This window comes from Neptunicoccus cionae (genome assembly GCF_002860325.1).
GTDB classification, from domain to species: domain Bacteria; phylum Pseudomonadota; class Alphaproteobacteria; order Rhodobacterales; family Rhodobacteraceae; genus Amylibacter; species Amylibacter lutimaris.
The window spans coordinates 293,740-314,259 of record NZ_PKOJ01000005.1 but is presented as its reverse complement, the minus strand read 5'-3'; the positions used below and the strand labels follow the sequence as shown (position 1 = coordinate 314,259).

17 protein-coding genes and 1 pseudogene are annotated in these 20,520 nt (G+C 55.1%); 7 read left to right on the top strand and 11 right to left on the bottom strand.

The genetic code is table 11. The features are described 5' to 3' along the window. The 3 genes from C0U40_RS13965 to C0U40_RS13955 form a co-directional block, all read left to right on the top strand. Positions 1 to 3,090 (top strand): Ig-like domain-containing protein (locus C0U40_RS13965; protein WP_286134988.1); only part of this gene is annotated, 3,090 nt, incomplete at its 5' end. A 10-nt stretch (positions 3,091 to 3,100) separates the two neighbouring features. Next, positions 3,101 to 3,901, top strand: a complete 801-nt coding sequence (locus tag C0U40_RS13960) for a transferrin-binding protein-like solute binding protein (RefSeq protein ID WP_101656402.1) — start codon at positions 3,101 to 3,103, stop codon at positions 3,899 to 3,901. Positions 3,902 to 4,147: 246 nt separating this feature from the next. After that, on the top strand, positions 4,148 to 5,302 hold the full coding sequence (locus C0U40_RS13955) for a surface lipoprotein assembly modifier (protein WP_101656401.1): 1,155 nt from the start codon (positions 4,148 to 4,150) through the stop codon (positions 5,300 to 5,302). Positions 5,303 to 5,400: 98 nt separating this feature from the next. Here the strand turns inward: C0U40_RS13955 and C0U40_RS20470 are convergent. Continuing rightward, positions 5,401 to 6,077, bottom strand: a pseudogene (locus tag C0U40_RS20470) (IS6 family transposase). A gap of 276 nt (positions 6,078 to 6,353) precedes the next feature. Here C0U40_RS20470 and C0U40_RS13945 point away from each other — a divergent pair. The 3 genes from C0U40_RS13945 to C0U40_RS13935 all read left to right on the top strand — a co-directional run bounded on the left by C0U40_RS13945 (position 6,354) and on the right by C0U40_RS13935 (position 8,924). Beyond that, positions 6,354 to 7,064 (top strand): IS6 family transposase, encoded by a 711-nt coding sequence (locus tag C0U40_RS13945; RefSeq protein ID WP_101656400.1) that lies wholly within the window; start codon positions 6,354 to 6,356, stop codon positions 7,062 to 7,064. Between the two features lie 103 nt (positions 7,065 to 7,167). Continuing rightward, a complete protein-coding gene (locus C0U40_RS13940) occupies positions 7,168 to 7,365 on the top strand; it encodes a hypothetical protein (RefSeq protein ID WP_145991941.1) in 198 nt (65 codons plus the stop codon). Continuing rightward, entirely contained in the window at positions 7,362 to 8,924 is a 1,563-nt protein-coding gene (locus C0U40_RS13935) for a sulfatase family protein (protein ID WP_101656398.1), read from the top strand. The genes C0U40_RS13940 and C0U40_RS13935 overlap by 4 nt, the downstream gene beginning before the upstream one ends. 252 nt (positions 8,925 to 9,176) lie before the next feature. On the opposite strand, the gene pcaF is transcribed toward C0U40_RS13935, so the two are convergent. From pcaF to C0U40_RS13920, 3 genes are read right to left on the bottom strand one after another with little or no spacing between them, the layout of a single operon-like run. Further along, on the bottom strand, positions 9,177 to 10,370 hold the full coding sequence (gene pcaF, locus C0U40_RS13930; RefSeq protein WP_101656397.1) for a 3-oxoadipyl-CoA thiolase: 1,194 nt from the start codon (positions 10,368 to 10,370) through the stop codon (positions 9,177 to 9,179). After that, positions 10,367 to 11,056, bottom strand: coding sequence for a 3-oxoacid CoA-transferase subunit B (locus C0U40_RS13925; protein WP_101656396.1), 690 nt, complete (start codon positions 11,054 to 11,056; stop codon positions 10,367 to 10,369). The genes pcaF and C0U40_RS13925 overlap by 4 nt, the downstream gene beginning before the upstream one ends. Next, positions 11,053 to 11,760 carry a 3-oxoacid CoA-transferase subunit A gene (locus C0U40_RS13920; RefSeq protein WP_101656395.1) on the bottom strand — a complete coding sequence of 236 codons (708 nt, stop codon included), beginning with the start codon at positions 11,758 to 11,760 and terminating at the stop codon, positions 11,053 to 11,055. The genes C0U40_RS13925 and C0U40_RS13920 overlap by 4 nt, the downstream gene beginning before the upstream one ends. 105 nt (positions 11,761 to 11,865) lie before the next feature. Here C0U40_RS13920 and C0U40_RS13915 point away from each other — a divergent pair, with 105 nt between their 5' ends. Beyond that, a complete protein-coding gene (locus C0U40_RS13915) occupies positions 11,866 to 12,627 on the top strand; it encodes an IclR family transcriptional regulator domain-containing protein (protein WP_101656433.1) in 762 nt (253 codons plus the stop codon). Positions 12,628 to 12,972: 345 nt separating this feature from the next. Here the strand turns inward: C0U40_RS13915 and repC are convergent, their stop codons facing one another. From repC to C0U40_RS13880, 7 genes are all read right to left on the bottom strand, one after another. Next, the gene (repC, locus tag C0U40_RS13910) at positions 12,973 to 14,067 is read right to left on the bottom strand and encodes a plasmid replication protein RepC (RefSeq protein ID WP_101656394.1); all 1,095 of its coding nucleotides are present in this window, start codon (positions 14,065 to 14,067) and stop codon (positions 12,973 to 12,975) included. A 235-nt stretch (positions 14,068 to 14,302) separates the two neighbouring features. Then, positions 14,303 to 15,271, bottom strand: a complete 969-nt coding sequence (gene repB, locus C0U40_RS13905) for a plasmid partitioning protein RepB (protein ID WP_101656393.1) — start codon at positions 15,269 to 15,271, stop codon at positions 14,303 to 14,305. Further along, on the bottom strand, positions 15,271 to 16,461 hold the full coding sequence (repA, locus tag C0U40_RS13900; protein ID WP_101656392.1) for a plasmid partitioning protein RepA: 1,191 nt from the start codon (positions 16,459 to 16,461) through the stop codon (positions 15,271 to 15,273). Before repA ends, repB begins: the two co-directional genes overlap by 1 nt. 445 nt (positions 16,462 to 16,906) lie before the next feature. After that, positions 16,907 to 17,818 (bottom strand): 2OG-Fe(II) oxygenase, encoded by a 912-nt coding sequence (locus C0U40_RS13895; protein WP_101656391.1) that lies wholly within the window; start codon positions 17,816 to 17,818, stop codon positions 16,907 to 16,909. Positions 17,819 to 18,063: 245 nt separating this feature from the next. Next, positions 18,064 to 19,050: a zinc-dependent alcohol dehydrogenase family protein gene (locus C0U40_RS13890; RefSeq protein WP_101656390.1), complete on the bottom strand. Its 987-nt coding sequence runs from the start codon at positions 19,048 to 19,050 to the stop codon at positions 18,064 to 18,066. Positions 19,051 to 19,333: 283 nt separating this feature from the next. Next, positions 19,334 to 20,011 carry a TetR/AcrR family transcriptional regulator gene (locus tag C0U40_RS13885; protein ID WP_101656389.1) on the bottom strand — a complete coding sequence of 226 codons (678 nt, stop codon included), beginning with the start codon at positions 20,009 to 20,011 and terminating at the stop codon, positions 19,334 to 19,336. 154 nt (positions 20,012 to 20,165) lie between these two features. Beyond that, positions 20,166 to 20,480, bottom strand: a complete 315-nt coding sequence (locus C0U40_RS13880) for a putative quinol monooxygenase (RefSeq protein ID WP_101656388.1) — start codon at positions 20,478 to 20,480, stop codon at positions 20,166 to 20,168. Positions 20,481 to 20,520 lie beyond the last annotated feature (40 nt).

The window sequence follows — 20,520 nt, the reverse complement described above, 5'->3', positions numbered from 1 at the left end:
GCAACCGCACTCGACGTCACAATCGACACCACCGCGCCGGGCGTGCCTGTGATCAGCGGATTCTCGGATGATACGGGCGTGGCGGGCGACGGGGTCACCAGTGACACAACGCCAACGCTCAGTGGCACGGCCGACGCCAACATCACCGTACAAATCCTGCGCGACGGGGTGTTAGTGGGCAGCGTGACCGCCGACGGCTCCGGCGACTGGTCCTTCACAAACCCTGCCCTGACCGAGGACACCTACAGTTTTGTGGCAAGGGCCGTTGATACAGCGGGCAACACTTCCAACTCCGACGCCTTGAGTATCCGCATCAGCAGCGCGGTTGTGGCAACCCCCGTCATCACCGCGATTACCGACGACACCGGCGCAACAGACGGCGTGACCAGCGACCCCTCTTTGGTAGTCAGCGGCACGAGTGTGGCAGGTGCAACAATCGAACTGTTCCTAGGTGCGGTTTCACTGGGCACAACCACCGCAAATGGTACGGGCAGCTGGAGCTTTGACTACAGCGGAACCGATCTGGCCGACGGCGACTATACTTTCACCGCCCGCGCCTCTCTCAGCGGCGCGGACCCGTCAGACCTGTCCACAGGGTTCGACGTCACAATCGATACCACCGCGCCGGGCGCGCCGACGCTGGATCTGGCTGCGGCGTCTGACACAGGCGCGTCCGACAGTGATAATGTGACCAGCGACAGAATGCTTGAATTGGTTGGCACCGCAGAAACGGGCAGTTTGGTTGAAATTTTCGATGGTTCCATTTCGCTGGGTTCGGTTACGGCAGTTGATGGTAGCTGGGCCTTTACGACCCCGAAATTGTCCGATGGTGTGCATTCCTTGTCAGTTGTTGCAACAGATACTGCAGGGAATGTCTCTCCTACTGCTACGCCTGTTGAAGTGACGGTTGACCGGATTGCCCCGACGGTGCCGACCTTGTCGCTTGCGGCCGTGTCTGACAGCGGGGTTGCGGGGGATGGAAAGACCACCATTGCGGCCCCTACCCTTGTCGGGTCAGCCGAAGCTGGCGCCTTGGTCGAGATTCTGCGCGATGGCGTTGTAGTTGGCAGCGCCACCGCAGATGCAACCGGGGATTGGTCTTATACCAGTCCGGAACTGGACGTCGATACCTATGCCTTTAAGGCGCGTTCGACTGATGCCGCTGGCAATACTTCAGAGCAATCAACTGCAGCCCCGGTTGAAATCCTGCCCTTAGAGGGCGCTGTTCCCGTCATTACGCGTGTCGGCAAGGACAGTGGTTTTTCTAACAGCGACGGTATCACCGCTGACTCAACGCCCGCCATTCGGGGTACAGGAGTTGCGGGGGAAACCGTCACGGTTCTCCTGAACGGGGACGAAATAGGTACTGCTGTGGTCAAAGGTTCCGGGAAATGGGTATTGCCATTCGCAGGAGAACCACTGGAAGACGGCGCCTATTCCATCACGGCGACGGCCAAAGCGGATGACGGTATTGTATCTGATCCATCCGCTGTTTTTGCGCTTACTATAGATACAGAAGCGCCCGAAATCAGCGCTCCGAACCTGATCCGGGCATCTGACAGCGGAAATCTGCGCAATGACGACCTGACCAACGACACCAGCCCTACGGTCAAGTTTACCGCCGAGGATGGCGCATCTATTGAAGTGGATTGGGGGGACGGTAGCGGGTTTATCGCAGCGGGGATAGGCAACGGGTTGAAACAAAAGGTAACGCTTGCTACCCTATACGGATCTGACGGGGTTAAAACCGTACAACTGCGTGCAACAGATGCTGCGGGCAATGTTACGGTCACAAATCTGGATCTGACAGTGGACACCGAAGCACCGTCAACCGGCGCAGTCACTGGCTTTGAAGGGGATACTGGAATTGTCGGAGATCATGTCACAACCGACAGGCGGCTTGTCTTTAACGGCACCGCTGATCCGGCCTCAACAGTTTCGGTCCTGTTAAACGGAGTTGCCGTGGGCGTCGCGCTAAGTGATGCGACTGGCACATGGACGTTTGATTACACCGATGTGCGCCTGAAAGCGGGCGAATATGTGCTGACACTGTCCACAAGCGATGCCGCAGGTAATCTTGCGCCTCTGTCCGACGGGTTTGACTTTACCGTTCTCAATCAGGGCAAATTTGAAATCACAACAGATTCGATTGACACGGCTGTTTCTTATGAAGTCGGCACTGTCATTGCCCTTTTGGAGGTTCTCAATTTTGCAGGAGATGTGGATTACTCGCTGGCCAAAACCTTCAGGGGAACTGTTGGCCTTGACGGAGACCAGATTGTCATCACAGGTGATTTTGATCCGACCAAGATACGCTCTCTCGATATTGGTGTGACGGCGACAATAGCCGGCGGTGAACAGGTCACCGACACGATTGATCTGTCCGACTTTATTGCTGTGGGGCTTGTTGGCCCTGACGGGATAATGCGGGGCGGTCCGGGCGATGACACGATGACAGGCACTGGCGGGGATGACATTGTCTTTGCAGGCTTTGGCGATGACCGTATCGAAGGCGGGAACGGTAATGATGCCATCAACGGCGGAGCTGGCAACGATACCATCACAGACAAGGATGGCGACGACATTCTTGTGGGCGCAAACGGCGATGATGTTCTGCTGGCCATGAACGGACGCAATGTTCTTAGCGGGGGCGCGGGCAATGACGTGTTGCTTGGTGGCCTTGGTAAAGACAGGTTAAAGGGCGGGGCCGGGAATGATATCCTTAAGTCCGACAGTTCCGCACAGATCGGCGGCAGGGACCACCTGAATGGCGGGCGCGGTGACGATCTTCTGGAAGGTGGAATTGGCAGTGACACATTCGTTTTCCGCACGGATCAAGGCAATGACACCATCGGGCGTATCAATATTGACTTTACCGACACCCAAGCCTCGACAGTGGATAACGCGGATTTCCAATCCGGTTTGGATAAAGTCGCTTTGATCGGCTTTGGCTATACTGATAGCGGAGAAGCCTTTGCACACCTGAGCGATGTGAAAGGCGAAGCCACCTTTGCGGATCAAGGGTTAACCATACGCTTTGCGGGTCTTACCGTTGCCGACCTCGCTGAAACTGACTTCTTTATTTACTAGGGACACCAGAATGAAAACCACTCACATCACAACCGCCACAGCCCTTTCCCTAAGTACGGTATTGCTTGCAGGGTGCTTTGGCTCTGGCGGAACAGCACAGCGGGATTTCAACTCTCCGGCGGGCACTGTGAACGTTACAGCTGTTTCTATCGACAATCTGTCAGAAAGCAGCAGCAGCGTCTCCGGAACGATTGATTTGTCTGCGGACGAACTGGCACTGGGACGAACATCCGGATCTTTGAACAGTGATCGTACAAAGCTGAATTTGGACGCTGGTGGGACAGGCACACTCACCGCTGCAGGCGATGCGACTTACGCGCGCTTCTTTGAGGTCAATCCGACAAACGGCCCCCGACGCATTGGCGTCATCGGAATCGATTCCGCAAGCCTGCCAGCAGGGAGCGCGGTGTACACGGGTGCCGGAAACCTGACGATCCAGGACAATCTCGACGTTCTGGATCTAACAGGCACGGTGAATGTGACCGCAGACTTTGACAGTGGCACTGTTGATACGGTTTACACCGACCTGAACGGCACACGAAACCCTGCGTTTTCTGCTACACAGACCGCAACCGATGTGGGAACCTTTCGGGTGGAAGGTTCTCGCATTTCCGGCACCGGTTTTTCGGGCGGCACCGCTTCGCTGGACAGTGCGACAGTAAACGGCGGGAATGCGCTTAGCACACAGGCCAGTACATCCCTGTCCGGCGGATTTTATGGCCCTGATGCCGACGAGGTGGGCGCGGCCTTTGTGGTTGACGATACAACCGTAAATGCAGTGTCTGTGCGCGGTGCCTTTATCGCGGACTGACACAGTTGGTCCCGTAACGTTTGGGTCTGTTAAAAAAGGGGGCTGCACCTGTAACCCCCTTTTCAGTGCCATAGGCAGTTCTAGCCTTTGACCTTTAACAACACGAATTGATCGCCCTGACTGGGCATCCCCTGTAACACTTGAAGTTGAGACCCGAATGACCGCCATTTTCACACCATTTCTCTGGTCATTTGAACCTGTCGTGCCCCTTTCACAGGCAAAAAGGCTTGGGGCGCTTTCAAAAAAATGAAGTCATTACTAATTTGCCTTATCCTTTGCGCCACTGCCGTGACCGCATTAGCCCAGAACCGCACGCTGGAACAGGTGCGTTTTGATACCGCACGGCTGCTGTTCGAAAACCCCGATCACCGGGCCGTGCGGTTCCGCTATGCGAAAGTCTCTTACCATACAGGCAACTACCGAGCTGCCAAATTTCACCTGCTGGAATTGATGCGCACCAGCAAAGCCGCTGATGACCTGGCCTTGCTGAAACGGGTTCATGGGACAGTGGTTGAAACCGCACCGCTTAGCTTTGGATTAAACTTGTCGATCCTGCCGTCAACCAACATCAGCCGCACGTCTTCGAACCAGATTTTCGACACGCTTGCAGGTACCTTTCGCATAGTGGGCGGGGGGCAGGAAGAAAGCGGTGTCGGCCTGCGTTTCGGGGGCCGGATGTCCTATGAAACCGTGCTGCCCAATGATGGCGGTACATTGACATACAGCGCAGCTCTGAACCGAAACCAATACCCAGTGGATCGTCTGAACAGCTATGACGGAACCCTCAGCGTTACATGGGGCCAACACGGGCTGCGAGGAACCACACAGATCACCCCCTATGTGTTTCGTAACTTTTATGATCAAACAGGCCCCCAAAACGCGGATTCCACCAGAATTGGTGTCAAAGCGAGCTATGAACACTATCTGACCGACAAGAGTTCCATAACCGGGACAATTGCCGTGGAGAACCGCAATTATGACGGGTTGGACTATCTGGATGGACCTCTCCTGAGCCTCGGTGCGTCTTACACTGCTCCTGTCTTTGACCAATCCAGTCTGGGTTTTGGCATTCTGACGACACACAGCAAACCAACACGCGCCCATCTGCAATACACAGGCATTTCACTTTGGGGGGAAATCACAACACCTGTGTTTGGAATGGGCACTTTGGGCCTGAATGCCAGTCTGGGCGGACGTAATTATGACGGTATATTCCCGGCCTTAGCCGAGGCCCGCCAGGACCGTTTTGCCAGCATCGGAATTTCCTTTAGCTCGGCACGTATCCGCGTCTGGGATACAATACCGAAACTCTCCTGCCAGATAGAGCAAAACCGGTCAAACGTTGCACTGTACGAATATAAATCAAAGGACTGCGCTTTGACCTTTGTGCAGAATTTCTAGCTGCACTCTGAGCGGGACTGTTGCGTTAGTTTTTGTTGGTCAGAACTTTGCTTAGACAGCCTTTCAAATCAAGTGACTTCGAACAACTGGCTGATGAACTAGACCTCGCCACTGACGCCTGATCGCTTGCTATGGATATGTCCGTGTTTGATGGTTCTGATGGTTTCAATGCCGCCGAGGGTCGCCCTGGCAAATCGCAATGATTGGAATTTTGACGATAGCCAAGCAGCCGCTTCATTGCTGCGTGATCGCTTTCGATCAGGTTGTTTCGCCACTTATGATCGATGTGTTTGATGCTTTCGAAATGCGGGTCATATCAACTGTTAATCTCACGAATGACACGGCGATAGGCAAGTGCTTTGTCCGTGACAATAGTGACCGGGCGATGAAGCCTGACCCGCTCGATCGCCTTGTTCAGAAAGGCCTTGGCTGCTTTCGAAGCTCGTCGCGCGGTGAGGCGAAAGCCGATCATTTGCCCATTCGCATCGACAGCGCGCCATAGATATCGCCACACTCCGCCGACACGAATGTAAGTTTCATCCACGTGCCAATCGAGGCTGGCGCGGCGCAGGTGTTTCTCTGTGCGTTTAATGAGTTCAGGCCCAAACGTGATCACCCAGCGATAGACGGTTGATCAATCAACACTGATCCCACGCTCGGCGAGCAGATCGACCACGTCTTGATAGGAGAGCGGGTAAAGTAAATACCATCGCACCGCGCACAGGATGATCCCTCTTGGAAAAGAGTGATGCTTAAAAGGGGATTTACGCGGCATACTTGACTTCAAAAGCATGATCGCGGCCAAATACCTCGGTTAATGCAAAATGTATAACCGCCCCTTGCGCAAGAGATGATTTTGGAGCTGATTGTGACGCTCTATCGGGTGCTGACATGTATCCGGCCTCTGATGCAGCGCACTACATGATGCGGGCCCGTATGGTGTTCGAAGTTCAAGGTCAGATCAGTCCCGCGTGCTCATTGGCACATGTTGCATACTGACTGGGATCGTCAAGTTATTGCCCTCCGGAGGGCAGTTATGTAGCTCCGTGCGATGATCAGTCAGATTTCGGCACCGCGCCTGAAAGGCCACCGCTTTCCACGCTCCATCATTTCCTACGCGGTCTGGGCGTATTATCGCTTCTCGCTTAGTCTGCGTGATGTCGAGGATCTGCTGGCCGAGCGCGGTATCGTGGTGAGCTATGAGGCAATCCGAGCATGGGAGGGGAAATTCGGGCCGCAGATCGCGAAACGGGTCCGCGCTACGCGCCCGCGGCCCACCGACAAATGGCACTTGGACGAGGTGGTGATTATGATCAACGGCGTGCGACACTGGCTGTGGCGCGCCGTGGACAGCAACGGCGAAGTTCTCGACATCCTCGTGCAAACGCGCCGCAATGCGCGGGCGGCGATGCGTTTCATTTCACAGCTGATCGCCCGCTGGGGAGAGCCCCGCGTCATCGTGACGGACAAACTGCGCAGCTACGGCGCGGCCCTGCGGCAGCTCAGGCTGAACGTGGATCACCGGGCGCACAAGGGACTGAACAATCGTATTGAGGGATCGCACAGACCCACGCGAAAGCGCGAGAAAATCCAGGGCCGTTTCAAATCGGCAAGGCAGGCGCAAAGGTTCCTCTGCGCCCATGATGAAACCGCCAACCTGTTCCGCCCTCGCCGCCATAAGATGACCGCCTCCAGATACCGTCAGAGCCTCGCCGCCGCGTTCGGGCGCTGGAACGACTGTGCGAAAAGCATGGCCGCGTGACAGAAGGTAGCGCACCCCCACTTTCGATCCCGAACAACAACTTGACGATCCCGCTGTGTTCTCTGCTGCCGGTTTTGGTTCGGCTCTCCTGCGCACAGCTTTTATGATCTATCTGCTGGCGAGTTCCACGAGCCGCTTTGACGTGCACAAACTGTCTGCATGGGAGGTGGCAGCGCGGTTCGGGGCAGCAATCTTCCTGATCTCTCCAACGCTCTACATCCACGGCGCAGCAGCCATTGCGGGTATTGCGCTTTTGACCTTTCACCGTTTTTCTCATCGCACAGCAGGAACCATCGCATGACTGGCAAGCCGAATTTTCTTTACATCATGGTTGATCAACTCCGGGCGGATTGGCTGGGCTGTTATGGCCATCCGGTGGTGAAGACCCCCAACATCGACGCACTGGCCGCAAACGGGACACGGTTTGACGAGTTTCACGTCGCAACGCCCGTCTGCATGCCCAACCGTGCCAGCTTGATGACCGGACGCATGCCTTCGGTTCACGGGTTGCGCTACAACGGCTGTCTTCTGTCCGAAAGGGCCAACACTTTTGTCGATGTGCTAAAGGCGGAAGGATACGCAACGGCGACCATCGGCAAAAGTCATCTGCAACCCTTCACAGATATCGAGGCCGAAAAGGCAGGCGCAACTCTCGACGGGCCAGTCAGCGAGGCATGGAAGCCAGACATCGGGAATTATACATACGAAGAGCCCGCAAAATTTGCCAATGACACCCGCTTCGATTTTCCCACGCCCTACTACGGGTTTGACCATGTGGAAATGGTGACAGGTCATGATGACCGCGCCGGTGGCCACTATCAACAATGGTTTCGCAAGAAGCACCCAAACTGGCGCGAGCTCTGCGATCCGGCAAACGAACTGCCGCATAATTACAGTGTGCCGCAGGCGCGACGCACCCCGATTCCGGAAGACTCTTACCCTACAGCCTACACACGGGATCGCGCACAAGACTATCTGGTTGGACGGGCGGACTCCGGTCAGCCTTTCTTTGCCTATGTCTCCTTTAGTGATCCGCATCACCCGTTTAATCCACCGGGCAAATATTGGGAGATGTATGATCCGGACGACTTTACACTGCCTTCCCGGTTTGAAGATCATCAAAACCCGCCGCCTCCCCTGCTGGAGGCTTATCGCGCGTATCAGGACGGGCTGGGGCAGAAAACACCGCAAACCGCCTTTATGGCGTCCGACCGTCAAGTGCGTGAAGCGATGGCCCTGACAGCGGGGATGTTAACTCTGATTGACGATGCTGTGGGCGATTTGCTCCAGACACTGAAAGACACCGGTCAATATGAAAACACGGTGATCGTCTTCAATTCCGACCATGGCGATTACATGGGTGATTTCAATATGCTGCTAAAAGGCGCGTGGGCAACCAGATCGATAAACCGCGTACCAATGATCTGGTCTGACCCGATGGATCGTCAGGTCCGGACAACGCAGGCCCTTGCCTCCACCATCGATATCTCTGCAACCATTCTGGAACGCGCCGGCGTTGATCCCTACTTTGGCATACAAGGGCAGAGCTTTCTGGAATGTGTTCAAGGAAAGAACCGGCACCGGAAATCCCTATTGATCGAGTATAACGACGGACTGACCCGCATGGGTTTTGACGCGCCGGCCCGTGTTCGATCTGTTGTCACGCAGGACTGGCAATTCTCGGTCTACAAAGATCAGGATTGGGGCGAGTTGTACAACCTGAAAGACGATGTGCGCCAGACCCGCAACCTTTGGGACGACCCGGAGTACAAAGACATCAAGGCACAGTTCTTTGCAGAACTGACACAGCATCTTATCGGCCAGATGGATGAGAGCCCCCGCTCCAGCCGACTTGCCTGACTAGCGTAGTCCAAACCCTGACAGAGGCTGAAATCGACTGACCTACAGCGGGATCAGCCCTGTTAGCGCGCCAAATTCACAGCATGCGCAGTGCTGCACATCATTCTTCGGAGATTTGCCATGCCGGTCAGATCAACGTCCAACTGCCCTATGCGAATTTGCCTGTTGCTTGAGGCAAAGGGTTAAACACCCTCACATCCGTGTGTTTAACCCTATGGTTCTGACAAGCTCTACTTTCGGTTGCGGGTCTTGTCAGACCCGTTCCAGTGCGATGGCGATGCCTTGGCCGACACCGATACACATGGTCGAAAGGCTCTTGTCGCCCGATTTCATGTCGTGGACGGTCGTCCCTGTAATCCGTGCCCCTGACATTCCCAGCGGGTGCCCCAGTGCGATTGCGCCGCCGTTGGGGTTCACGCGCGGGTCGTCATCCGCAATACCAAGCTGTCGCAAGGTGGCGAGCCCCTGACTGGCGAAGGCTTCGTTCAGTTCGATTTTGGCGAAATCATCCGGCGTCAGGCCAAGGCGGTCCATCAGCTTTTGCGATGCGGGTGCTGGTCCGATCCCCATGATACGCGGTGCAACACCGGCGGTTGCGCCGCCAAGAACGCGGGCAAGCGGGGTAAGACCGTGCTTCTTCACAGCCGCCGCCGAAGCAAGGATCAGTGCCGCAGCCCCATCATTCACGCCAGAGGCATTGCCTGCTGTGACGGTGCCATCTGCCTTCACAAAGGTCTTCAGCTTGGCAAGCGCCTCCGGTGTGGTTTCCCGCGGGTGTTCGTCAGTGTCTACTGTCACGGGATCGCCCTTGCGTTGGGGGATCACTACGGGGGTGATCTCTTTAGCCAGCCGCCCGTTGGCCAGTGCAGCCGCCGCTTTCGACTGCGAGCGGAATGCGAAAGCATCCTGATCGGCGCGGTTAATCCCGAAATCCTCGGCCACATTTTCGGCCGTTTCGGGCATAGAATCCACGCCGTATTGCGCCTTCATCAGACGGTTCACAAACCGCCAGCCGATGGTGGTATCGTAAACGGCGTTGCTGCGGGAAAAGGCGGATTCTGCCTTGGGCATAACGAATGGCGCGCGGGTCATGCTTTCGACACCACCGGCGATGGCCAGATCAATTTCACCGGCACGGATGGCGCGGGCGGCAGTGATGATCGCGTCCATACCCGACCCGCAAAGCCGGTTCATCGTCGTTCCCGGAACGCTTTCCGGCAGCCCTGCCAGCAGCGCCGACATGCGGGCCACGTTGCGGTTGTCCTCTCCGGCCTGATTGGCACAGCCGTAAAAGACCTCTTCCACAGCGGCCCAGTCGACGTCGTTGCGCTCCATCAACGCCTTGATCGGGATCGCCCCCAGATCATCGGTGCGCACAGAGGCAAGGCTTCCGCCAAACCGCCCGATGGGGGTTCGGACATAGTCACAGATAAATACGTCAGTCATACGAGGTCCTCCGGGCAGATCAGATCATCCACCCCTTCGTTTGTGTAAAGTTCGGCTCCGGTCAGCGCTTGCAGGTCATCAAAGGAAATCGCCGGAATTTTTTCGCGCAGCACGAAACGGTTGCCCTCAATATCGACTACCGCAAGCGAACTGTAAATGCGGGTCACACAGCCCACGCCCGTCAGGGGCATGGTGCAGCTTTCTACCAGTTTGGGATCGCCCTTTTTGGTGATGTGGTCCGTCACAACGGCCACACGTTTGGCCGACTGGACCAGATCCATTGCGCCGCCGACAGCCGGAATACCACCCTTCCCCGTGGACCAGTTGGCAAGGTCGCCGTTCTGCGCAATCTGGTAAGCGCCCAGAATGGCCACATCCAGATGACCGCCCCGCACCATCGCAAAGCTGTCCGCGTGGTGAAAGAAAGAGGTTCCGAGCTTTTGGGTGATCGCTTTTTTACCGGCGTTGATCAGATCCCAGTCCTCTTCTCCGGGCGCGGGGGCTGCACCAAAACCCAGAACGCCATTTTCCGTGTGGAAGATTACCTCCCGACCTTCGGGTTGGTAAGAGGCCACCATTTCAGGAAAACCAATGCCAAGGTTCACGTAAGCGCCGTCGTGAATGTCTTGCGCCGCGCGCCAGGCGATCTGGGCATTTGAAAGTTTGATGTCGGAAATTTCGATCATGGGTAAACGGCCTCCGCCCGGTTCAGTTCTTCTTCCTGTGCAGGGTTGCGGATTTCCACAAGATGATTGACGAAAATGCCCGGTGTCACCACGTGTTCGGGATCAATCCCGCCCGGATCAACCACGCGGGAAACCTGCGCAATCGTCACTTTGGCGGCTGTTGCCATGATCGGGTTGAAGTTGCGCGCAGCCATCCGGTAGGTCATGTTGCCGTGCCTGTCCCCCACATCGCCCTTGATCAGCGCAAAATCCGCTTTCAGCCAACGTTCGCGGATGTAGGAGCGTCCCTCAAATTCTTCGACCGGTTTTCCTTCGGCCACTTCGGTTCCATAGGCCGTGGGCGTGTAAAACGCGGGGATGCCGGCACCGCCACAGCGGATTCGTTCGGCAAGGGTGCCTTGCGGCACAATTTCCAGCGCGATTTTATTGGCCTTATAAGCCTCGACAAAAACCGTGGGATCAGCCGAGCGCGGGAAGGAGCAGATCAGTTTGTCCACCTGCCCCTGTTCAATCAAAGCCGCAAGACCGACGTGTCCGTTTCCGGCGTTGTTATTCACAACGGTCAGATGTTTGGCTCCGTGGTCGATCAATGCGTGGATCAGTTCGATCGGCGCACCGGAGCCGCCAAAACCGCCAATCATAACGGTCGCACCGTCCGGTATTTGTTGAATGACCTCATGGGGGGTCGCAACGGTTATATCCATACTAAATCCTCCTACGGGAGTGGTGGTTAACCTTTTGCAGCCGGCTTTGCCATGATCTTTGCTCACATATTGACATTTGTTCAAATAGAGACTTGGTTTGGTCGCATGCCGAACAAACCCACCGACTTTATCGCGTCACTGGCCAAGGGCCTTCAGGTCATCGAATGCTTCGGTGCCGATACACCGCGCCTGACTATCAGCGAGGTCGCGCAGCGCACAGGGTTTGACCGTGCCAGCGCGCGGCGTTGCCTTTTGACGCTGCACCAACAGGGTTACACCGACTACGACGGCAAGTTCTTTACCGCGACACCGCGTATCCTGCGTCTGGGTATGGGGGCACTGGCCGCCCTGCCCCTCCCGCAACTGGTGCAGCCATGGCTTGACCAACTGTCCGAACAGATCGGAGAGTCCACATCCGTTTCCATTCTTGATGAAACCGAAATCGTCTATCTGGCACGGGCGGCACAGCGCAAGGTGATGTCCATCGGCCTGATGCCCGGTTCGCGTTTGCCCGCCCATTGCACCTCTATGGGTCGGGTTCTTCTGGCAGCCTTGCCTGTGGAAGAGGCGCGGGCTCTGTTAGAGCGTTCCGACCTGTCGCCCCGCACGCCCTACAGCCTGACTGCGCCCGACGATATCCTGTCCGAACTGGAGCTTATCAGGCAGAACGGCTATGCGTTGATAGATCAGGAGGTCGAGATAGGCCTGCGCTCTCTGGCTGTGCCCCTCAAGAATGTCCGCGGACAAGTGGTGGCAGCGCTGAACACTGGGGTTGCGGCCACACAAACCACCGCGGCCGCAATGAAAGAACAGTTTGCAGAGCCGCTTTTACGAACTCAAGCCGGGCTGATGCGCGTGCTGGCCTGATCCCTGCTCTGTCGGCTTAGAAGCCACGGTTTCTTATATTTTTTGACGGCACACTGATGACCTTTGCCGTCGATTAATCTAATGTGAAAAGGGAGTTCGGTTATTTCCTGAAAAGAACCTGAAGCAATCCCCCTCCCCCATAACGGCGCTTTGCCTGTTATAATCTCTACAAAACCGCCGTGGCTTGCGGGTCTGGAAAGCGTGTAAAACGGGAACAGCTTTTTGAGCGGTTTCGCCTGCGGTTCTAGGTGGGGTCATTTTATTTTTTCTAACGTCATTTTGCCCGGTGAAGCCCCCTACCCTTCTATGTATCTTGAAGAAATTGTCCGCGGACAAAAACGCCAACTACGCTGCTAGAGATTGCCCTTTCATCAGACGTCGCACCAAATTTTCAGGACTGAAATCCATGCTCTTTGCGCCTGTTGTGATGGATCTGAAATACGCTCCGACCGATTTGATCTTGCTATGAAATTGCATGATGGCCCAGAGCGTCACCGCTGTTCTGAACGGGCCCAGTCGCTGTATGGCGCTTTCATAGGTCTGGTTTGTGATACCGATCATAGGCGCCAGCGTTCTTGCATGTGAAATCACATCTTCGGTTGTCCTTACTTTTTCTAAAGCAAACTTCGCTGCTTCAGGACATGCAGTAAGCAGTTCTTGAACTGAGAGCGGGCTCTCCGGACAATGAGAAGGCATTTCTTTTTTTACTGGGGTCTCTTCTTTTTCAATAAGTTCTTTATTTGAGTTATGATGGTGCCGGACATTTTGGCCGTTACTGGTGGCCATTTTTGATGTTTCTGAAGGTTCGTCTTTTGTTGAAACTTCGGCTTCCAGATCATTCGTTCCCAAGTGGGCAAAAATATCTTCGCAATCCTGCAGAGTCAGTTTTCGACGAAGCAGCCGCAAGACGTTGAAGGCCGAAGGGTTGTCCGGGTCCAGTCTAAGGTGTTCCTGAGCTGCAGCACGGATCTTGGTGCGCATATAGTTGATCTGCTCCCGTTCGCTTAGAACCTCGGCCGCCAATGCCGCTATATGGTTAAGGCGCTTGAACAGGGGGGTGAGGTCAAACCCAAACCGCAGGGCGGTCTGTTCCACTGGGTTGCGCTTCGTGTAGCGTTTCCGGTTCGGGCTGTCCCGGCGTTCCAGCAGGCCAACATCTTGCAGGATAGCAGCGTGACGGCGAATGGTCCGGTCAGAGATACCGTTGCGCCGGAAGGTGAGTGTCGCGTTTGAAGCAAAGACGGTGTGGTGGTTCCGTTTTGGTGCCAGACAGGAGAGCATTGCATCCAGAGTAGAAATTACAGAGGCGCTAAGGCCGAGACGTGGTGCTGCAGTCCTAAGGGTTTCGATAACGATGTGTCGCTCGGGGATAGAGTTGTCCGCGGACAATAGTTCACCGGTCCGCAACCCGTCGGGCGCGGAGATTTGTGTAAATGCCATGTGTTTTTCACGACAACCTGATGTGAAAATGCTCCGGTATCCCGGTTAATCAGAAAAAAGTCCGCAATTCTTCATTTACCGAATCGGTAGCTGTTGACTGATGTGAAGAAGATGATAAATCTGAAAGTGCTAAGAACAGATTGGGCTCTCCTTGGAATACCTTGGGGGGCTCTTTCTTTTTTGGGCTGCTGATCGTGCTCCTTTGTTTTGACTGCTCGGTTAGGGTTTAGTCAGGCTATTGCTCTGACTGCCACGCCTTATACAGACGCGTTAGCTCGGCTTCTGCGTTGTCACGCATCCAACGGGCAAATTCGGGTGTCTCGGTCTTTGACAGCTTGATGGACAAAGACCGCGCTGTGTCCTTAACCTCGGCCAGGGCCGTTCCATCGCCAAGTGTGATTGACAGAGTAGGGGAGGGGACTTGCGCTTCGCTTGTGTCATTGCGCAGGGATCGTGTCACCGCATCACTGACTTTTCCGAAACGGTCCTCGGAGCTTGCTATAGCCGAAAGTTCGATGGATTGGACAATTTGGTCCAGATCGAGATCTGATGAACGGGTTTGATCGGCGAGGGTTTCCCAACGTCTCCGCCCGACACCATGGGCCGAGCCGATCTGCTCGATCACGGATTTTGGAATGGTTCGCGCAACCTTGGTCATGCGCGACAGCATGGGTTTGTCCACAGCCAGAGCGTCCAGAATGACAGCCTGTTCATAGCCGCTGTCGGCCAGTTCTGTTGCAAACAATGCCTTTTCAATGAAGCTGGGGTCCAACCGCTGGGTGTTTTCCTGACCCTGTGCAAGAATCGCCTGTTCGTCCGTCAGGGACCGTACAAGTGCCTTTGCAGGTTGGCCGAGAAAACGCAGCGCGCGCAACCGGCGGCGGCCATAGATGATCCGGTAATGTCCGGGCTTGTCCGCAATCGGGCGCACCATGATTGGCACTTGCTGACCGTGGGTCTTGATGCTTTCGGCAAGGGAAATGACATCGGCATCGGTGAAATCCAGCCGGTCTTTCGGGCCGTCTTCCTCGATCATGTTCACAGCAATTTCGCGGACAGCATTGCTGGCCACGTCTTTGAGTGTCGATTTGACCCCACTCATCGCGCCGGTGTTCGGGAACCGGGACTTCTGTTTTTCAACTGTTGCCGGAGCAGCGTCCGTTTCGGGTGGGGGAGGGGGCTGGAACAGGTTTCTCCGGGCCATCAGTCAGTCTCCCTTCCCCATGCATGTTGGATCGTTTTCTCGAATTCATCGGCCACGCCGTTCACGCTTTCCAGAATGCGGCTTAGCGTTTTCTTGACGACCTGTGACGGTTCAAGTTCATAAATCGTTTGTTGGGTCATCCCTGCATCGGAAATCGCGGTGGATTTCAACATTGGCGTGTTGAGCACCTGATCCAGCAGAATGGACCGCAGAAAGCCCGCCATTTGGGATTGTGGAACATCTGTAGGCTCGTACCGTGCGACGAGGAATTTTAGGAAATTCCAATCGATCGGTCCGGCGGCCTCCTCCAGTGTCTGAACAGTTTCTCCAGCCATTTCAAGGAATTGGGCCATTGAAGCCACGTCAAGCATACTGGGGACGACTGTAATCAAAAGACCCGTCGATGCCAGAAGCGCTGTCATTGTGGTAAAGCCGAGCTGCGGGGGACAATCGATAATGACCAGATCGTACTGCGACTCGATCTCGTCCAGAGCAATGGCGAGCCGCTGTGTGAAAGGTGGATCAAGTTTATGCTGGAGCGCATAGGCGGTTTCAGTTTCATATTCGGACAACAGCAAACCGGCCGGTGCGAGGTCGAGGTTGTGGAAATATGTCTTCCGGACAACCTGACTGAGAGGGACCGGATCTTCATATTTTAATGCATCATAGATTGTACCGCTCTCTGCGAATTCAATCTCCGGTCGATATCCGAACATAGTCGTCAAGCTAGCTTGCGGGTCCATATCTATTGCCAGAACCCTGTAGCCCCGCAAGGCATACCGCTGGGCGAGATGGATCGCGCTGGTGGTTTTACTGGAACCACCTTTGAAGTTGACGATAGAGATCACCTGAAGACCATCGCCTTCCCGCCGCCCGGGGAGGTAGGCCTCTCCGTTGCGTCCGGTTTTGGCCATGACATGGCGGATCTGGTCTATTTCTTCCGCAGTATAGAGCCTGCGACCCCTTGAATCGGTCTCTACATCGGGGAAGTCGCCCTCCTGATGCCGTGTGCGCAGATTCGACATGCTGATTCCGGTCAGCTCCGACACTTCCGCAGGGTGGAATTTGCGCAGCGTTTTTCTACTTTCCGGCTGGAAGCTGTTGCGCATATGATTGTTCAACGCTTCCGACAGGCGGGCAGCATTTGATGCAATTGATGCAGCGATGGAATTCGGGTGTTCTGTTGCCATTATTGTGTTCGCTCTGCCCTTACCGACCTCTTATTGGGTCATTTTGCTTTCGTCGCCAAACCGCGTTATTTACGGATTTTTGCGACTACTAACCTCATGACACGCAAGTTATCCCCAATCAACCATTTTTTGCGCACCCTGTCCTGCTTTGTTTTCGGGGGTAGACGCAATTAACCGGATTGAAGGAGTAAGTTATTGTTAACCTTACAATCTAAGGTTAACGCAACGGCCGCGCAACATTTAGTATCTAAAGTCTTTCACACCGCAACAAATGGACGTGAGGGCCGGATTTCGAATCGCGAAAGCTGGATGGGGGCGGGGTGGTTCAACAAATTTCGCAGTAAAGAAGCGTTGCCTCTTTAAAATGGAAACGTCGTAAAAAAGAAGGAAAGGCCCGGGCAGAAAGACCGCCCGAGCCATTTTGGGAATCGCAGTCCCAAGTGTCTTAGAATGGCGCGAAGCCGTCGGATTCTGTTGCTGGAAGGCTCCATCTCTCCTTCGGAGTGATCTGGCGTATGGGCGCGCCAGGTTGCGGGATTTGCCCGTGTTCACCGTATAGCCACAGGACAAAATTGTAACGTTCGCCCGCAGTGATCGGTTCGGACGCATGAGGCACGCTGCCGTGGTGGATCAGGGCAGTGCCCGGCTCGAAGGTCAGTTTCTCTACCTTGCGAGACACCGGATCGATAAAACTTACTGCGGAACCAGAATAATCTTCGTCTGGCAGGTTCAGGTTTATGTTCAGCGTAACAGCAGATGCATCAGTATGGGGGCGCAGCGAAGTGTCTTTGCTGGCCTGCCAGCGGATCGAAAAGCCAAAAGTCTGGCTGTCATAGCCCGTTACATCCGGAAAAAGCAGTCGCGAAACGGGACGCATGTATTGGTCCATCAGCGTGCGGTAGAAGCTCTGGAAACCGGGGGCAGCAAGATAGCCTTCAGAACGGGGGTCCAGCATCGCGCCGCCACGGTTGAGCACGATACCATAGGGCGGACGCAAGGGAATTCCGGCATCCGCTACCCCGTCGAGATAATCGCGCAGGGCAGAAAGGCGTTCAACGTTAAAGAATTGTGTGCGGTATACACCGGGAAAAACCTCTTCCCACCGGTCTTTTACTCCGGTTTCAGTGGTCGGGTCCGCCCACGCCTGTTCTACAGCCGCGCGCAGTTGGGGATCAAACAGAGAGGTGTCGAGTTGGGGTAATTCCGCCCCTTTCCCTGTTTCCCATTCGGACCATGCTTGTTCGAACAGGTCACGGTTCTGGGACCAGAAGTGCTGGACGGATACATCGCGGTGGAGCATTTCTTCGCGCGAAGGTCTGGGTACAGCGCGGGCGTGTTGGAGCGCGTTGAGTGACATGGAAGGTTATCCTTTGTTTGGTCTGGTTCATCAGTGATGTTCAACAGATATTATGTAGTTGATTTCGAATAAATGGCGTGAAAATTGAATTAGTATTCGGTTTTACTATATAATTTTAATGGCCGTGAGTGTCTCACAAAGGGGGCAACACCGGAATTCGGGTTGCGTCCGCAAGCCCTGACAATAAAAAGGCGCGGTGAGCATCTCGCCCACCACGCCGGTTCTGTGTCGGAGTTGAAATCCAATCAGACTTCAATAACAACCTTGCCGATTGCCTTGCCGCTGCTCAGGCGCGCGTATGCGGCACCGACTTCTTCAAGGGTGAAACGGGGCGCGTCTACGATCGGTTTCAATGCGCCATTGTCCACAAGCCTCGCCAGTTCAGCAAGGATCGCGCCATGTTCGGCGCGATCTTTGTCGTGCAGCATCGGGATAAGCATAAAGACAACATGCAGGGACGCGCCTTTCAGATGCGCGGGCGACAGGTCAAGTTCGGCCAGTGCCAAAGTGGTCGCCACATGCCCGTTCAAGGCAACGGCATTGAAAGAGTTTGTCAGGTTGGCGGCGCCCACAGTATCAAGGACGGCATCAAATCCGGCACCGTCGGTGTGTTTGGCTACATAATCCTCAACGGTTTCCGCCTTGAAGTCGATGGCCTCCGCCCCGAGTTCGCGCACAACAGACAGCCGTTCTTCGCCACCATCCGTGGCATAAACCTCTGCGCCGAAGGCTTGTGCCAGTTGCACGCCAATATGCCCTACGCCACCGGAACCGCCGTGCACCAGCACTTTTTGGCCTCCGGTCACGCCTGCCCGTTTCAACCCTTCGTAAGCGGTGATCCCCACAAGCGGAATGGCGGCTGCTTCACGCATGGACAGGGATATTGGCTTCTTGGCAATCAGTCGCGCGTCTGCGGGCATGTATTCAGCCAGAGCACCCTGAAGATCGGCAAGGCCGCCAGCGCAACCGTATACTTCGTCGCCCACGGCGAAATCTGTCACGCCTGCACCAATCTCTTCAATGGTACCGGCAAAATCCATGCCCAGAACAGCAGGTGCTTTCGGAGCGAACCCGAGGTCGGTTCCCATATTGCGGATCATGGTGTCGATTGTGTTTACGCTTGTTGCTTCAATACGCACGATCACCTGACCGGCACCAGCTGTCGGTTTGGGCAGGTCAATCTGCGCGAAGGGGGCTTCGGGGCCGTATTCGGAAAGAGCCATGGCTTTCATCGGATGTTCCTTTCGATGTGTTGTGTCCTGTCTGACCTAACACGTTCGAATGTGGATATAATCAGGATATATTGGAGTACAGTATTCGGCTATTGTATATAATTTGTTCTAAGGTGCTGGAGCATCGCCGCACTCGGCATTTGCGGTTCTCTGGCGGAATTCTTCACCAAACCGCAACAGGCACCGTCACCGGATGTTTGACCATCTTAAAAGCGCATCTGCTGTCACAGGTAGCCCCTGCGTCAGTTAATGTTACGAGCCAAGCCTCGGAAATTTTCCGTGATCAAGACTTTAAAATCGTGCGTGTTTCGTCAGAGATTGGCGCCAGAATGATCCCTGCCATTGTGTCTGCAAGGTTGGATCGGGCGGATGCCTGACCCCAGAGGTGCTTCCAAACATCCTGATCTTTCGCAGCCGCTTCCATGGATGCACCTGCCGAAAGCCCGAACATAAGCGTTAACATCATCCGCTGCCGCAATATTTCGGGCGGCATGTCAGGTGCCAAACTCCGGATGGCTTCAAAACAGCGTCTTGTACCACGGTCCTGACCGGCGGTTGCTTCAAACAACAGATCGCGGCGGCTTAACATAACAGATGTGAAAAACCGCAGCCCGTAAGTCTGTTGCTTGGACGACATGTCGCTGCTGTCCGGAAGTGATGGGATCATGATCTCTGTCACGTCACGGACAGAACGTGGACCGCCGTTGGCCTCCAGCGCGTCCAATCGTTGATTATTGCCAGCATCAAGAATTTTGCCAACATCCTGAACCAGTTCACGGATCAGCGCGTCTCGGGAAGAGAAGTGATAGGTTATCGAGCCGTTTTTCTTTTGTCCCGCCGCAAGCTGGATGTCCCGGATCGATACATTTTCCAAACCGTTTTCGGCAAAAAGCTTCAGCGCGGCTTCTTTCAAACGGTTACGGGTCCGTTCGCCTTTTCTAAGGTTGCCATTTTCATCCATGTGCTTGCCTCTTGAGCCGTCTGTGGTGACAGGAATATCAGCAAAGCGCGGCCGAGAAAAAGGGTTGGATCGAAGTATTGAATTGCTCAGGCATATAGCGCCCTGATTTCGTCGCGGAGTGGGTACAGGCACCCCGCGACTTCGGTTTTGGCACCTATGCCGGTGACAGGATGTGGATTTTGCTGTCTGCAACCATGCCTTTGGTCCGCGCGCTATAGTCTTTCATGTGGGGCGCAGCAGCATGTGCGCCAAGCGCCTTCATGCTTTCCCACTGTTCGACAACGACAAATGTGTCGGGTCCGAATTCGGTTTGCATCGGGCCGGCATTCTGGGTGTCGATTGTGGCTTCGTATGCGATGCAGCCTTCTTCGGCTTTTACCGCCGGAACGTTCTGGTTGAACAGTTCAAGAAGGGCGGCGCGTTGGCCCGGTTTGGCCGTGATTACTGCGATGACGTGAATGTTGGACATGGCTGGATTGCTCCATTCTGTTTGGGTTCAGTTCTTCGGG

Coding starts and splice junctions, on each gene's coding strand:
- C0U40_RS13945 (WP_101656400.1), top strand. CDS start 6,354: ATGATCAGTCAGATTTCGGCACCGCGCCTGAAAGGCCACCGCTTTCCA.
- C0U40_RS13920 (WP_101656395.1), bottom strand. CDS start 11,760: ATGGATATAACCGTTGCGACCCCCCATGAGGTCATTCAACAAATACCG.
- C0U40_RS13890 (WP_101656390.1), bottom strand. CDS start 19,050: ATGAAAGCCATGGCTCTTTCCGAATACGGCCCCGAAGCCCCCTTCGCG.
- C0U40_RS13880 (WP_101656388.1), bottom strand. CDS start 20,480: ATGTCCAACATTCACGTCATCGCAGTAATCACGGCCAAACCGGGCCAA.
- pcaF (WP_101656397.1), bottom strand. CDS start 10,370: ATGACTGACGTATTTATCTGTGACTATGTCCGAACCCCCATCGGGCGG.
- repA (WP_101656392.1), bottom strand. CDS start 16,461: ATGGCAACAGAACACCCGAATTCCATCGCTGCATCAATTGCATCAAAT.
- repB (WP_101656393.1), bottom strand. CDS start 15,271: ATGGCCCGGAGAAACCTGTTCCAGCCCCCTCCCCCACCCGAAACGGAC.
- C0U40_RS13935 (WP_101656398.1), top strand. CDS start 7,362: ATGACTGGCAAGCCGAATTTTCTTTACATCATGGTTGATCAACTCCGG.
- C0U40_RS13925 (WP_101656396.1), bottom strand. CDS start 11,056: ATGATCGAAATTTCCGACATCAAACTTTCAAATGCCCAGATCGCCTGG.
- C0U40_RS13940 (WP_145991941.1), top strand. CDS start 7,168: ATGATCTATCTGCTGGCGAGTTCCACGAGCCGCTTTGACGTGCACAAA.
- C0U40_RS13955 (WP_101656401.1), top strand. CDS start 4,148: ATGAAGTCATTACTAATTTGCCTTATCCTTTGCGCCACTGCCGTGACC.
- C0U40_RS13895 (WP_101656391.1), bottom strand. CDS start 17,818: ATGTCACTCAACGCGCTCCAACACGCCCGCGCTGTACCCAGACCTTCG.
- C0U40_RS13915 (WP_101656433.1), top strand. CDS start 11,866: ATGCCGAACAAACCCACCGACTTTATCGCGTCACTGGCCAAGGGCCTT.
- C0U40_RS13885 (WP_101656389.1), bottom strand. CDS start 20,011: ATGGATGAAAATGGCAACCTTAGAAAAGGCGAACGGACCCGTAACCGT.
- C0U40_RS13960 (WP_101656402.1), top strand. CDS start 3,101: ATGAAAACCACTCACATCACAACCGCCACAGCCCTTTCCCTAAGTACG.
- repC (WP_101656394.1), bottom strand. CDS start 14,067: ATGGCATTTACACAAATCTCCGCGCCCGACGGGTTGCGGACCGGTGAA.